This is a genomic window from Polaromonas sp. AET17H-212, assembly GCF_002379085.1.
In the GTDB taxonomy this organism is placed as follows: Bacteria; Pseudomonadota; Gammaproteobacteria; order Burkholderiales; family Burkholderiaceae_C; genus Polaromonas.
The window spans coordinates 1-14,263 of sequence record NZ_NBZW01000007.1; the positions used below are offsets into that span (position 1 = coordinate 1).

The 14,263-nt window shown below is 65.6% G+C and carries 11 protein-coding genes and 1 pseudogene; 3 read left to right on the forward strand and 9 right to left on the reverse strand.

The window, feature by feature from the left end:
• The 6 genes and pseudogenes from B7G53_RS23180 to B7G53_RS07765 form a co-directional block, all read right to left on the reverse strand.
• Positions 1-102: pseudogene (locus B7G53_RS23180) on the reverse strand (IS1595 family transposase); the annotation flags it as partial.
• 70 nt (positions 103-172) lie between these two features.
• On the reverse strand, positions 173-1,495 hold the full coding sequence (locus tag B7G53_RS07745) for a TRAP transporter large permease (protein WP_096666056.1): 1,323 nt from the start codon (positions 1,493-1,495) through the stop codon (positions 173-175).
• Positions 1,496-1,568: 73 nt separating this feature from the next.
• On the reverse strand, positions 1,569-2,099 hold the full coding sequence (locus B7G53_RS07750) for a TRAP transporter small permease (RefSeq protein WP_255249938.1): 531 nt from the start codon (positions 2,097-2,099) through the stop codon (positions 1,569-1,571).
• 66 nt (positions 2,100-2,165) lie between these two features.
• Entirely contained in the window at positions 2,166-3,143 is a 978-nt protein-coding gene (dctP, locus tag B7G53_RS07755; protein ID WP_096666058.1) for a TRAP transporter substrate-binding protein DctP, read from the reverse strand.
• A gap of 91 nt (positions 3,144-3,234) precedes the next feature.
• Positions 3,235-4,752, reverse strand: a complete 1,518-nt coding sequence (locus tag B7G53_RS07760; RefSeq protein ID WP_096666060.1) for an indolepyruvate oxidoreductase subunit beta family protein — start codon at positions 4,750-4,752, stop codon at positions 3,235-3,237.
• The gene (locus B7G53_RS07765) at positions 4,749-6,935 is read right to left on the reverse strand and encodes a thiamine pyrophosphate-dependent enzyme (RefSeq protein ID WP_096666063.1); all 2,187 of its coding nucleotides are present in this window, start codon (positions 6,933-6,935) and stop codon (positions 4,749-4,751) included. The genes B7G53_RS07760 and B7G53_RS07765 overlap by 4 nt, the downstream gene beginning before the upstream one ends.
• A 201-nt stretch (positions 6,936-7,136) precedes the next feature.
• On the opposite strand from B7G53_RS07765, the gene B7G53_RS07770 reads away from it, so the two are divergent.
• Positions 7,137-8,069 carry a LysR family transcriptional regulator gene (locus B7G53_RS07770; RefSeq protein WP_096666066.1) on the forward strand — a complete coding sequence of 311 codons (933 nt, stop codon included), beginning with the start codon at positions 7,137-7,139 and terminating at the stop codon, positions 8,067-8,069.
• Positions 8,070-8,161: 92 nt separating this feature from the next.
• Here the strand turns inward: B7G53_RS07770 and B7G53_RS07775 are convergent, their stop codons facing one another.
• The 3 genes from B7G53_RS07775 to B7G53_RS07785 all read right to left on the reverse strand — a co-directional run bounded on the left by B7G53_RS07775 (position 8,162) and on the right by B7G53_RS07785 (position 10,534).
• A complete protein-coding gene (locus B7G53_RS07775) occupies positions 8,162-8,851 on the reverse strand; it encodes a hypothetical protein (RefSeq protein ID WP_096666068.1) in 690 nt (229 codons plus the stop codon).
• Complete coding sequence (locus B7G53_RS07780) at positions 8,845-9,711, reverse strand: biotin--[acetyl-CoA-carboxylase] ligase (protein WP_096666071.1); 867 nt, start codon at positions 9,709-9,711, stop codon at positions 8,845-8,847. The genes B7G53_RS07775 and B7G53_RS07780 overlap by 7 nt, the downstream gene beginning before the upstream one ends.
• Positions 9,712-9,823: 112 nt before the next feature.
• Positions 9,824-10,534, reverse strand: a complete 711-nt coding sequence (locus B7G53_RS07785) for an SET domain-containing protein (protein ID WP_096666382.1) — start codon at positions 10,532-10,534, stop codon at positions 9,824-9,826.
• A 74-nt stretch (positions 10,535-10,608) separates the two neighbouring features.
• On the opposite strand from B7G53_RS07785, the gene B7G53_RS07790 reads away from it, so the two are divergent.
• Both B7G53_RS07790 and B7G53_RS07795 read left to right on the forward strand, forming a co-directional pair.
• A complete protein-coding gene (locus B7G53_RS07790) occupies positions 10,609-11,127 on the forward strand; it encodes a TlpA disulfide reductase family protein (RefSeq protein WP_096666073.1) in 519 nt (172 codons plus the stop codon).
• The gene (locus tag B7G53_RS07795) at positions 11,124-14,096 is read left to right on the forward strand and encodes a DNA topoisomerase III (RefSeq protein ID WP_096666076.1); all 2,973 of its coding nucleotides are present in this window, start codon (positions 11,124-11,126) and stop codon (positions 14,094-14,096) included. Before B7G53_RS07790 ends, B7G53_RS07795 begins: the two co-directional genes overlap by 4 nt.
• Positions 14,097-14,263 lie beyond the last annotated feature (167 nt).

Genomic DNA, 14,263 nt, shown 5'->3' on the forward strand with positions numbered 1-14,263 from the left:
GCAGTCCGTCGCCGTCAAATCCATCGCAAAGTAGCGCAGGATTTGACGCAGCTTTGCTTCACTGAGTTTGGAACGCCTGAAATACCGGTTTTTCTGAACCACCATAGGAACTTAGCTCACTTGACTGTGAACTTTGCTTCCTAAGCCCCAAAAACAATAGCAATTAGGCGAACTACCCGATCAGCTTGGGCAGCCAGGTGGCAATCGCCGGCACCCAGAACACCGCCGCGAGCAGGATCAGGCTCATCACCACATAGGGCACGACCGCGGTGAAGATGTGGCCCATGGTGACCGAGGGTGGCGCCACGCCGCGCATGGTCATCAAGAGCAGGCCGTGCGGCGGCAGCAGCAGGCCCAGCTGCATGCAGATCAGGAACATCACGCCGAACCAGATCGGGTCGATGCCGAGCGCCTGCACGATGGGCATGAAGATGGGCAGCGTGATCATCATCATGCTGACCTGGTCGACAAAGATGCCGAGGAAAATCAGCATCAGCATCATGCCGACCACAATCATGTTGGTTGACAGGCCCTGGCCGGTGATGAACTGCACCAGGCCGCTGCTGGCGCCCGAGAACGACAGGATCTGCGCGAAAGTCGTGGCGCCCAGGATGATGAACAGGATCATGCCCGAGATGCCGGCCGTCCCCTTGAGCGCCTTGAGCACCGCGTCCCAGGTCAGGGCGCGGTAACACAGGGCCAGCAGCATGGTGGCAAAGGCGCCCAGCGCCGCGCATTCGGTCGGGGTGGCCCAGCCGGCGGCCAGCGCGCCCACCACCACGCCGAAGATCGACAGCGTGGGCAGCACATAGGCAAAAAACAGGCTCCAGCGGGCCCAGCCGCGGTGTTGCACCACGTCGTCCTTGTCGGCCGGCGCGAGCTTGGGGCTGATGCTGACGCGGATGATGATCCACAGCACAAAGGCCACCGAGAGAATCACGCCCGGAATGACGCCGCCGATGAGCAGCTTGGAAATCGAGATGCCCGACAGCGAACCCAGCAGCACGGTCAGGGCCGAGGGCGGAATCAGCATATCGACCGCACCGATGGCCATGATAGGGCCGGTGGCAAGCGTCGGGTGGTAGCCGCGCGCCAGCATGATGGGCAGCATCAGCGAGCCGAGCATGGCGGTGGTGGCGATCGTCGAGCCCGAAATCGCCGAGAACACCGTGCCGGCCACCACGGCCACCACGGCGAGACGGCCGGGCACACGTTTGATCAGGCGCTCCACGCCTTCAATGACCTTGAGCGCCAGCCCGGTGTGGAACAGGATCTCGCCCATCAGCACAAACAGCGGAATCGGCGTCAGTGAAAAAGCCGTGACCGACGTCACGCTGCTGCGCGCCAGCTGCATCAACCCGGGTTCGCCGCCCATGTACAGCCAGGCGCCAATGATGTTGATGGTGATGAAGGTCAGCGCCACCGGCATGCCGATGAACAGCAGCACGGTGGAGCCACCCAGCATCAGCCAGGCGGCCAGGCCCCAGCCGCTCATGACAGCACCCTGGCGCTGCGCGCCTTCCCGCCAGGCGGGAGCGATCCATTCTTCGGGTGGCCGTGCGAATGGATCATGCCGAACCCACGGCGTCGTGGCGCGGACCGCGCGGGCCGCGTTGCAGCCGGATCATGCGAAAAATCATTTCAATTCCAAGAAGAACAAAAACCAGTGGCAGCGGCGCCAGCGCCCACCACTCGGGGGTGACCAGGGTCTTGATGTTGACGGCGCCCGAGGTGTAGCTTGACCAGGCGGCCTGCGTGCCATACCAGGCGATCACCACGCAGCAGGCGAAGCCGATCAGGTCGCCGACCCATTCGAGCGTCCAGGCCAGCTGGGGCGGCAGCGCCTGCAGCAGGATGTCGACCCGGATGTGCTGGCCCTGGCGCAGCAGCCAGGGCGCCACACACATGGTGATCAGGTAAAGCATGAGCTCGGAGATTTCATTGCTCCAGGCCAGGCCTTGCGGCAACCCGGGAATGGGCACATTGCGCAGCGCCACATCGGCCACGATGATCAGCATCATGGCCATCAGGATGGCGCAGCCGAGCAGGGCCAGCGCGCTGAGCGCCCTGCCGTAGTGGGTCGACAGACGGTCAACCATGAATCAAACCACCGCAGCCCGGGCACCGGCGGGTGAGGCGGCCAGGCGCCGGCTGCGGCTGGCCCCTCATTTGGAAAACAGCGCCTTGAAGCGGGCGGCAATGTCCGGGCTTTGTTTGGCGGCACCGGCCCAGCCGATGTCGTAGGCCTTCTGGCGGAAGGCCTTGGACGTAGCGGCATCAAACGTGATGGTCTGGATGCCGGCGGTCTGCTGGCGCGCGGTTTCCACGTTGGTGTAACGGGCCCAGAAGGTGTTTTCGGCTTCGAGCGCGAGCAGCTGCTTTTGCAGGTAGTTGCGCTGCGTGTCGGTGAGCTTTTTGTAGGCCGGCAGGTTCATGATCAGCGAGACTTCGGCGTCATAGAAACCCGGGTCGATGCGGAACTTGGTTTTTTCGTGCCAGTTCAAGTCGAAAATGCCGCCGATCGGCCAGCCGTAACCGTCGACCACGCCGCGTTCAAGCGCGGTGTAGACCTCACCCGGTGGTGTGGTGATGACGGCGGCATTGAGCGACTGGAAGAAGTCGCGGTACACCGGGGTGATGCGGATCTTTTGCCCGCTCAGGTCGGGCTTGTCGACTTTCTTGTTGGTGTAGATGTGAAAGGGCTGGTTCTCGACCATGCGCGCCAGGTACTGCATGTTGCCCTTCTCGTTCCAGACCTTGTTGATCGCGTCGAAGGCGCCGTTCTTGCGCTGCTCGGCCACGGGGATCTGCGTGAGCTTGAGGAAGTCGGCCTCGGGCATGACGTTGGTGTAGAACGCGCCGGTGTTCAGCGCCATGTCGACCACACCGGTTTTCACCGCATTGCCGGCCTCGAAGGTCGGGATGGCCTTCGGGCCGCCGAGGAAGTTGATCTGCAACACGCCCTTGCCTTCGGCGTTGACCTTGGTGATCCAGGGCTGCAGGCGCTGCACGTAAATGCCGTTTTCGGCAAACGCACTGACGAGGCGCAGCGTGACTTCCTGCGCGGCGACGCCGCCCGAGAAGCTGGCGGCGACCAGCACGGCCGAAACCGTCCTGAGGGTGGTTGAAAAGCTGACTTTCATGGGGGCTGTCTCCTGTTGGTTTGTTATCGATGATCCGCTCTGCACAAACACCCGTCAATGCGGGCGACTACCACTCTCTCACGCTGACGGCCTACACCGTGGCCAGCATCTGTTCCAGCGCCTTGCCGCTGTCGTCGGCCAGCGCGGCCTGGCTCAGGGCCTGCAATGTCTGGGCGCCCTGCGGCAGGCTCTGGAGTTGCGGCAGCTTGGCCATCACGCGCTGGTAGCTGCGCCAGCCGCGTTCATGGGTGTCGCCATAACCCTTGACCAGCCGCTGCGAGCGCGCCACTTCCAGCGCCAGCGCCGGATGGGTGGGCGCCAGGCTTGCTATGCTGGCCAGCCAGCCGCTGATGCGCTGCTGCTCGACCTGGAAACGCAGCGAGCGCGGGCGCAGCGGGCGCAGCGCGGCAATCGTGTACAGCAGCAGGTAGCCGCGGATTGAGCTGGTCTGCACGATGCGGCCCTTGCGCGTGAAGGGCTCGATACAGGCGCGTGCCCAGGGCGTGGCCAGCAGCCAGCGGCCGAGGCCGGCCGGCAGCGTGTCGGCAATTTCCTCGACGCGTGGATGCAGAAACTCGTTGATGCCCAGGTGCTGCGTGTGGCTCAATTTGACTTCGCCGCCGACGCGTGCAAAACGCGAGCGCCGGGTTTTCAGGTCGGCGACACGCACGGTGTCTTCGTAGGACATCCACAGCGCCAGGTGGCGCGCGCTTTCGTCGAGCAGCTCGGCGGCCAGCGCAGGGTCGGCCGGCAGGCGGGCCAGCAGCGGTTGCAGACGGTCCAGGTAGGTCGCGGCGTAGGCCACATCCTGGTAGTCGGCCGCACGCACAATGCCGGCGGCCAGCGTCGCGTGGCTGCTGGCCGGAAAGTTCTGCGCAATACGCTGCGCCAGTGCCGCGAGCCGCGCGCCGACCGGCGGCATGGGCGCGGCGGCTGGCACGGCCGCTGCGGCGGCAGGCGGTGCCAGCGTTTGCTGCGCGACGGCAAAACCCGCGGCAAAAGCCTTCAGGCTGGATGTCACGCCGACGCCGCCGCGCGTGATGGTGGCCTCAAACTGTTCGCGGGTAAAGGGCAGGCGGGCGGTGGCGGCCAGCGCGCCATACAGCGTGGGGCTGATCAGGCTGCCGGTGTCTTCGGCCAGCTGGGCAAAGTCGGCGCTGATGAAATGCCGGGCCGCGGCGCGCCCGCCTTCGAGCAGCTTGTCCGAACTGACGCGGCCGTCGCCCATGGCGGTGCGTTCGGTCATGGAATACACGCGGTGTGTCGAGGCCACAAAGGTGGTGCGGTTGGCCGTGACCAGGCCGCGCTGCAGCGCGCGGCCGGCTTCCATCAGTTCCGAGGCAATCACGATGTCGACCTCGCCGGGCACCGGACTCAGCGCCATCACCGGCCTGCGGCCGGCAGGCACGGCGGCCTCGGGGAACATCTCGAGGTAATACACGGTGGCGCCGGTGCGCTGCGCCACGCCGGGCACCGAGGTGGTTTGCGCGAAGTAGCTGTTCTGCTCGGCCAGGTCGACCAGCCAGTCGGCCAGCACGCCACCGCCTTCGCCGCCCATGGCAAGAATGGCAATGGTGATGGCCCGCTCACTGTTCATTGGTGGACTCATGCCGCAATCCCTTCGAGCCGGCGTTCGATGCGGTTTTGCAGCCAGCCGATCACCGCCGTGCGCAGCTTGAGCTTGAAGCCGTCCCAGGCGGTCGGGTTGTTGATGATTTCGGCACGGTAAAACGAGGGGCACAACACCGCGGCGTGCGCCACTTCGCCGCACAGGCCGCAGCCGACGCAGCTGTCGATCACCGTGGCGATCGGGTCGCGCCGCAGCGGGTCGGGGTTGGGCTTGATGGTCAGCGAGGGGCAGCCCGAGAGCCGGATGCAGGAGTGGTCGCCGGTACAGGTGTCTGGATCGATGCCGAAACGTTCGCGCACCACACGCTCGCCGCCGGCAATCATCTTGCGGATCTGCGGCTTGACGCGGCGCTGGCGGTTCAGCATGCATTCGCTTTGCGCAATGATGACCTTGGGGCCTTTTTCTTTCGTGGTCAGCGCCTCGCGCAGGGTGTCGCGCATCTGCGCCAGGCTGTAGGTGTTGGTCACCGTTTTGGCCCACTTGACGCCGACGCCGCGCACGGCTTTCTCGATCGGGTTGTTGGTGCTGCGCAGCGGGTTGACGGCCTTGGACGAGAGCACGTCCTGCCCGCCGGTGGCGGCCGAGTAGCCGTTGTCCACCACCAGCAGCACGTTGTCGGTCTGGTTGAACACCGCGTTGCCGACGCCGCTGGTCAGGCCGTTGTGCCAGAAGCCGCCGTCGCCCATCATGGCGATCGTGCGTTTGGAGGTTTCGCTGGTGTTGAAGGCCGAGGCGCCGGCCCAGCCCAGGCCGTAACCCATGGTGGTGGCGCCGATGTTGAAGGGCGGCAGGATGGAAAACAGGTGGCAGCCGATGTCGCAGCTCACATGGTGCTGGCCGAGCTCGCGCTCGAGCAGCTTCATCGCGGTGAAGATGGGGCGCTCGGGGCAGCCGGTGCAAAACGAGGGCGGCCGGGCCTGCACTTCGGCGGCGGCCGCCTGGATCGCAAAGGCCTTGGGGTTGCCGCTAAGGACCGCCAGGCCGGTGGCCGCGGGCCGCGCCGCCAGCGGCAGCTCCCGGCCTGCCAGCAGCTCGGGCGCGTAGAGGGTGATGAAGCGGGCCAGGCCCTTGAGCACCACGCCGCCGGTGTATTCGCCGGCCATGGGCAACACGTCCTTGCCGTGTACGCGGGTCTGGATGTCGGCCCGGCGCAGGATGGTGTTGACGTTTTGCTCGATGAAGTCGGGCTGGCCTTCCTCGACCAGCAAGATGCCGCGTTTGCCGGCGCAAAAACGCTTGAACTCGTCGTCGATCAGCGGGTAGGTCAGGTTCAGCACATACAGCGGCACCTGCGACTGCCCGAAGGCGTCGGCCAGGCCCAGCAGCTCGAGCGAGCGCAGCACGCTGTTGTACAGCCCGCCCTGCATGACGATGCCGAAGTCTTTGGCATCTTCGGCAAAAAACTCGTTGAGCTGGTGCTGCTGGATGAACTTCACCGCAGCCGGCCAGCGTTCGGTGATTTTTTCCTGTTCCTGCGCGTAGCTGGCCGGCGGCAGCACGATGCGGCTGGCGTCGCGCTGCGGGTTTTCCATCGCGTCCTTCAGCGTGAAGGCCGAGCGCTTGTTGTCCTTGGTGGGAAAACGTCCGTGCACATGGCAGGCGCGTATGCGCAGCTCCAGCATCACCGGCGTGCGGCTGGCCTCGGAGAGTTCAAAGCCCATTTCCACGGCCTGCACAATGCTTTCGAGGTTGGGGCGCGGGTCCATCAGCCAGACCTGCGACTTCATGGCAAAGGCGTGCGAGCGCTCCTGCATGATGCTCGAGCCCTCGCCGTAGTCCTCGCCGACGATCAACAGCGCGCCGCCGGTCACACCGCCCGAGGCGAGATTCGCCAGCGCGTCGGAGGCCACGTTGGTGCCGACGGTGGACTTGAAGGTCACGGCGCCGCGCAGCGGGTAGTTGACGGACGCGGCCAGTGTGGCGGTGGCGGTGGCTTCGGAGGCGCTGTGCTCGAAACGCACGCCGAGCTCCTGCAGGATGTCGTTGGCGTCGGTCAGCACGTCCATCAGGTGCGAAATCGGTGCGCCCTGGTAGCCAGCGACATAGGACACGCCCGACTGCAGCAGCGCCTTGGTGACGGCCAGGATGCCCTCGCCGCGAAACTCTTCCCCCGCGCCCAGGCGCAGTTTTTCCACCTCGGCGGCAAACGAACGTTCAGCCATGCGCCGTCCCGTTGGCCGCAACGGCGTCCAGGGCCTGAAAAATAGGTGCTTGCTGCATCAATCGCCTTCCGTTTGCAGCGCAATTTACGCAGCTTGAAGGCATCATGCAAATGGATTGTATGAATGGAGCACATCTGTTTGATCAATAATTCGGGACAACCCTGAGAACCCTGCAGAGACTCTTTCGCGAAAGGCGCGGCGATGAATTTCCGCCAACTCGACCTCAACCTGCTGCGCGTGCTGGCGGCCATTCACCGCACCGGCTCGGTGACGCTGGCCGGCAAGACCCTGGCGCTGTCGCAGCCGGCCACCAGCAATGCGCTGGCCAGGCTGCGCGACTTTTTTGAAGACGAGCTGTTTGTGCGCGCGCCGTCCGGCCTGAAGCCGACGCGCCTGTGCGAGCAGCTGGCGCCCGCGGTGCTGGCGCAGCTGCTGGCGCTGGAGACGCTGGTCACCGGCCACGAGGAGTTCGATCCGGCCAGCAGCGACATGCACTGGCGGCTGTCGCTGTCTGATCTGGGCGAAATGCTGTTCCTGCCGGAACTGGCCGGCGCCATGCGCAGCCAGGCGCCGGGCGCGCGGCTGTCCAATATCTCGGTGGCCTCCAGCGACGTGGCGGCCGCGCTGGAGGCGCGCGAGATCGACCTGGCCATCGGCATCCTGCAGCCGCGCCACCGCGGCATACGCACCGAGCTGCTGTTTCGCGAGCGTTATGTGGCGATCGCCGCGCCGCAGTGGCGGCCCGCCTCCGGCCGCAGCGGCCGCGCCTTGACCCCGCAGCAACTGGCCGAGGCCTCGTTTGTGGTGGCGGCGCCGACGGCGACCTTTCACGGCAGCGTCGAGCAGATGCTGGCGCGCATGAAGCTGGAAGACCGCATCGTGCTGCGGGCGCGCCATTTTGGCGCGCTGCCCGAGCTCGCGCTGAGCTCGGACCTGCTGTCCATCGTGCCGGAAATGTATGCGCGCAACCTGCGCCAGCGTTACGACTGCCGGGTCTGGGGCATCCCCGGCGTGCCGGCCTACGAGGTCCGCCTGGTCTGGCACAGCAGCACCGACAAGGACCCGGCGCACCAGTGGATGCGCGCGCTGGTGCACAAGCTGTTCAAGCGGCCGGTGCGTGCGGAGGCCGGCTGAGTCGGCGGGTTTTGAAGACGGATTGGCTACCAGCCCAGGTAAACCGGGCGTGAGCAGCTATTGAATGTGTAGCGAACCGGGCGCGCGGCGCTTCAAAGACAGGGCCGCAGCGGCTTGCCTTCGAGCTGCGGCTTGAGGGCATCGAGCTGTGCGCGCAGCGCGGCATCCACCGCGGCGAGCTTGAGGAGCTGGCCGCGTGCCTCGGCGCGCTCCTGCACCACGCGGGCGGTGCGCACGCCCTTGCTGGCCACCCGCGCGAGCTCCTGGTCGGCGTCGGCCTGCAGCGCAAAGCTGGCCAGGGCCAGCCCGGGGGCCAGCGCTTCGTTGTTGACCGCGCGGAAGGCCACGCCGCGCTGGCGCAACTCGTTGCGTTTTTTGGCCAGCGCTTCCTCGCTGGAGTATTTGCCCATGTAGACAATCCAGCGCGCCGGCTCGGTGCTGCTTTCGAGCTGCCAGCTGCCGGCGGGCAGCGCTTTTTCCAGGCTGGCCCGCAGCGCCGTGGTTTGTTGCTCGTTGAACAGGCCGGCCTGCAGGCATTCGGCGGCGGCTTCGGCCGTGGCGCTGGCGCCATTGGCTGGGCGGGCGGCGCTGCCGCTGTTTTCCAGCTGCCGGGCTTCGTCGGCCGTCAGCAGGCGGATCGCTTCGGGCCGGATCTGCGTGGCCAGGCGCTGGGGTTCGGTCTGCACGCTGGGCGCCATGCCCAGCGGTGCCAGCGCGCCTTGGGACCAGGCGAAGTAGGCGACGTTGGCCAGCGCCAGCAGCAACACCAGCAGCCTCAGCATGGGCGCGCGTTGCCTGCGGTGGGGGGCGTCACGGGCCGGACGCTGACTTCGGAACTGGTGATTTCTTTCATGCCAGCCGCAGTATGCACCAGCAGCGCGCCGTTTTCACCGACCCCGTGGGCCACGCCCTGGGTGCCGTCGGACAGCTGCACGGCGCGCCCGGCCAGCGCGTCACGCGCTGCAAAGCGGGCCTGAAACGGCGCAAAACCAAACAGGCCGAAGGCCTGCACCGCCTGCACCAGCGGCGCCGCCACGCGCAGCAGCGTTTGCGCCACGTCGATGCCGGGCAGCAGCGTCTGCAGGGCGCCGGGCGCCAGGGCGGCCGGCTGGCCGGCGCCCGCAGGGGCCAGCGGCTGCGCCATCGGTCGCACATTGATGCCGACGCCGATGACCACATAACGCTGCTCGCCCCAGCTGGCGGTTTCGACCAGGATGCCGGCCAGCTTGGCTTCGCCGCTGGCATCGCCCAGCCACAGGTCGTTGGGCCACTTGAGGCGGATGGCGGGTGCGGCGGGGTTGCCGGGTTCCAGGCTTTCGGCAATGCTGATGCCGACCGCCAGCGACAGGCCCGACCAGTCGGCCGGCTGCAGCGGCAGGCCCAGTGAAAAGGTCAGGCTGTCGCCAACGCTGCTTTGCCAGCTGCGGCCCATGCGGCCGCGGCCGGCGGTTTGCTGCTCGGCCACCAGCAGCACGGGCCCGCACGCGTCCGGTCCGGCGGCCCGAAAGCGCCGCATCAGCTCGGTGTTGGTCGAATCGATCTGCGGCAGCACCTCGACCGTGAAGCCGGGCAGCACCGGCGCCACGGCCTCCCAGATGGCCTCGGCGGGCCAGCGGATGGGGGGAGTGGGCGGCGTGCTCATGGGGGGGTGTGGGATGTTTCTGTCTTCCCGGGCTCGATCCGGGAGCCATGCCTCCGGCTTGTTCCGGCAACGCGGGGAGGCAGGGATGGCGGGTCGGGTCCGCCCGGACCGGTCAGGGTTTTTTGTCGTTGGCCGGTTTGCCGGCTTGACCGGTCTTGCCGGCCTTTTTCAGGACTTTTTTGAGTTCCTTGTTGAGCTCTTTCTTGAGCTGCTTGCCCTTCACGGGCTTGTCGGCGCCAGAGGCTTTTTCCGGCTTTTTCTTTTTCTCTTTTTTGCCCGGCTTGTCGTCTTTGGGGGCCAGCAGCGTGCCGCGGCAGTTTTTGGCGCCGCACCAGCAGGGGTACTCGGCCAGCAGCTTCTTGGTGTAGGGCGCGTCGATGATCAGGCCGTAGTCGTAAAACAGCTCGTCGCCGGCCTTGATGTTGCGCAGCGCCTTGATGAAGACCCGGCCGTCCTGCTCGTCAGCCTCGCAGTTGGGGTTGCAGCTGTGGTTGATCCAGCGCGAGGAGTTGCCGCCGTACTTGGCGTCGATCACATGTTTTTCGTCGATGTGAAAGTAGAAGGTGTGGTTCGGGTCCTTCGGGTCGTGCGGGTGGCGGCGCAGGGCTTCTTTCCAGGTGACCACTTCGCCCACGTATTCGATCAGCGTCTCGCCTTCGGCGAGGTCCTGCACGGCAAACACCCCCTTGCCATGGACGTTGGACACGCGGGTTTGAATCCGGCGGCCGGCGTCAGGCGCGGGCCTGGCGGGCGGGCTGGACAGGGGGGCAGAGACCTGAGTTTTTGACACGGCGTATTTTTTTGGTATGGTTAATTCATGCATGTGCGCGCACATGCGGGTGCGCGCGTGCGTACGCGCGAAGCCGCTATTGTACTGAAGCACTCAAGGAACAAGCCATGTTGAACCGCCGCAAGGCCCTCGGATCCGTCGCCGCGCTGGCCGCCGCGGGCTGGGGGCTGCCCGCGCGGGCCAGGGGCTCGGACAGCCCCCTGCCCGAGGTCGGCAGCACCCTGGCCTTGCCGGCCCTGAGCCTGCTGGACGGACGCCCCTGGACGCCCGAGCAGGTGCAGGGAAAGGTGCTTGTGGTGTACTGGTGGGCCAGCTGGTGCCCTTTTTGTGCGGTGCAGTCGCCCCACATCGAGGCTTTATGGCGGGCGCAGAAGGCGCGGGGCCTGGAGGTTCTGGCGCTGTCGATTGATAAGGAGGCCGCTGCGGCGGTCAACTATATGAAGGCCCGGGGCTACAGCTTTCCCGCCGGGATGCTGACCCCCGACGTGGCCAAAGTGCTGCCCAAACCGGATGGTCTGCCGGTGGTGGTGGTTGTGAAAGTCAGTGGCAAGCGCGGAAAAGTGCTGTTTGCCGAAGCCGGGGAAATGTTCCCCGCAGATGTAGAAGGTTTGAAGAAGTACTTATGAAAACGCTGGTGATTGCAGAAAAACCCTCGGTCGCACAGGACATTGTGCGGGCCATGACGCCGACCGCGGGCAAGTTTGAAAAGCACGATGAGTACTTTGAGAGCGACGACTGGCTGGTCACCTCGGCTGTCGGCCACCTGGTGGAAATCCAGGCGCCGGAGGAGTTTGACGTCAAGCGCGGCAAGTGGAGTTTTGCCAACCTGCCGGTGATCCCGCCCTACTTCGACCTGAAGCCGATGGACAAGACCAAGACGCGGCTCAATGCCATCGTCAAGCTGACCAAGCGCAAGGACGTGGGCGCCCTTGTCAACGCCTGTGACGCGGGCCGCGAGGGCGAGCTGATCTTCCGCCTGATCCAGCAGTACGCCAAGAGCGCGCACCCGGTGAAGCGGCTGTGGCTGCAGTCCATGACGCCGGCCGCGATCCGCGAAGGTTTTGACAGCCTGCGCACCGATGCGCAGATGCTGCCGCTGGCCGACGCGGCGCGTTGCCGCTCGGAGGCCGACTGGATGGTCGGCATCAACGGCACGCGCGCCATGACGGCCTTCAATTCGAGGGACGGCGGCTTCTTTCTGACGACCGTGGGGCGTGTCCAGACGCCGACCTTGTCGGTGGTGGTCGAGCGTGAGGAAAAAATCCGCAAGTTCGTCTCCCGGGACTACTGGGAAATCCACGCGAGTTTTCTGGCCGAAGCCGGCGAGTACCCGGCCAAGTGGTTTGACCCGAAGTGGAAGAAGGCCGCGGCGAATGCCGACAACGCCGAGCCCGATGCCGAGCTGAAAGCCGACCGCGTCTGGTCCGAGCGCGAGGCGCTGGCGATTGCCGACGCCGTGCGCGGCAAGGCCGCGACCGTGACGGAGGAAAGCAAGCCGACCACGCAGGCCGCGGGGCTGCTGTTTGACCTGACTTCGCTGCAGCGCGAGGCCAACGGCAAATTCGGCTTTTCCGCCAAGACCACGCTGTCGATTGCGCAAAGCCTGTACGAACGCCACAAGGCGCTGACCTACCCGCGTACCGATTCGCGCGCGCTGCCGGAAGACTACGTGCCGGTGGTCAAGCAGACCTTTGAAATGCTGGCGGCCAGTTCCATGAAACACCTGGCCCCGCACGCGGCCACGGCGCTCAAGGGCAACTACATCAAGCCGAGCAAGCGCATTTTTGACAACAGCAAGGTGAGTGATCACTTTGCGATCATCCCCACGCTGCAGGCACCCAGCGGCCTGAGCGACGCCGAGCAGAAACTGTACGACCTGGTGGTGCGCCGCTTCATGGCGGTGTTTTTCCCGAGCGCCGAGTACCTGGTGACCACGCGGATTTCTCAGGCGGTGGGCCACAGCTTCAAGACCGAGGGCAAGGTGCTGGTCAAGCCCGGCTGGCTGGCAATTTACGGCAAGGAAGCGGCCGATGAAGTGGCCGATGCCAAGGAAGGCGACAAGGGCCAGAGCCTGGTGCCGGTCAAACCCGGCGAGATGGTGCGCGCTGAGGTGGTCGAGGCCAAGGGCCTGAAGACCCGTCCGCCCGCCCGTTACACGGAAGCGACCCTGCTGGGCGCGATGGAAGGCGCCGGCAAGACGATTGACGACGACGAGCTGCGTGAAGCCATGCAGGAAAAAGGCTTGGGCACGCCGGCCACGCGCGCGGCCACCATCGAGGGCCTGATCAACGAGAAATACATGCTGCGCGAAGGCCGCGAACTGATCCCGACGGCCAAGGCCTTTCAGCTTATGACGCTGCTGCGCGGCCTGGGCGTGGAAGAACTTTCGCGCGCCGACCTGACCGGCGAGTGGGAATACAAACTCGCGCAGATGGAACACGGCAAGCTGAGCCGCGAGACCTTCATGGCCGAAATTGCCGCCATGACCAAAAACCTGGTCGACAAGGCCAAGGGTTACGACAAGGACACGATTCCCGGCGATTACGCCACGCTGACTGCGCCCTGCCCCAACTGCGGCGGCGTGATCAAGGAAAACTACCGGCGCTACACCTGTGTGGGCAAGAAAGGCGACGACGGCTGCGGCTTCTCGTTCGGCAAGACGCCGGCCGGGCGCACCTTCGAGGTGGCCGAGGTCGAGCAGTTCCTGCGCGACAAGCGCATCGGCCCGCTGGACGGCTTCCGCTCCAAGGCCGGCTGGCCGTTCACCGCCGAGATGGTCATCAAGTTCGACGAAGAGACGAAGAACTACAAGCTCGAGTTTGATTTCGGTGACGACAAGGCCGGCGAAACCGGCGAGATTGTCGATTTTTCAGGCCAGCAGTCGCTGGGGGCCTGCCCCAAGTGCGGCGCCGGCGTGTTCGAGCACGGCAAGAACTATGTGTGTGAAAAGTCGGTGCCGACTAACGCGCAGCCAACGCCGAGCTGCGACTTCAAGACCGGCCAGATGATCCTGCAGCAGCCGGTCGAGCGCGAGCAGATGGTCAAGCTGCTCACCACCGGCAAGACCGACCTGCTCGACAAGTTCGTCTCCATGCGCACGCGCCGGCCGTTCAAGGCCATGCTGGCCTGGGATGCCGAAGCCGGCAAGGTGAACTTCGAGTTTGCGCCATCCAAGTTCCCGCCGCGCAAAACCGCCGGCCCGCCGCGCACCGGCACGGTGAAAACGCCGTTCGGCAAAACCGTGGCCGCCAAAAAAGCGGCCGGACCCGCCGTCAAGAAGGTGGCGGCCAAGAAAGTTGCGGCCAAAAAAGCGCCGGCTGCCAAAACCGCCAAACCGAAAGTGCCACGCGTGGCCAAGCCCGGCAGCGGCCTGAAACCCAGCGATGCACTGGCGGCGGTGATAGGCGCCGAGCCGGTGGCCCGCACCCAGGTCATCAAGAAGCTGTGGGACTACATCAAGGCCGAGGGCCTGCAGGACGCGGCGAACAAACGCGCCATCAACGCCGATGCCAAGCTGCTGGCCGTGTTCGGCAAGCCGCAGGTGACGATGTTTGAGTTGGCGGGGATTGTTGGCAAGCATTTGACGGCGGAGTAAGCGCTCCGGTCCGGCTGGCGAGGCGTTCGGTGGTTCGCCTGTTCCTGCTGGCCGGGTCTCGCCCCGGCCAGCAGGCTCACCGCAAAACACAACCGAAGAACCCGCTTGAACAGTCCAGCCAGCGCGCCGGAAGGATTCGCGTGCTATGAATTCAATAGCTATTGAGG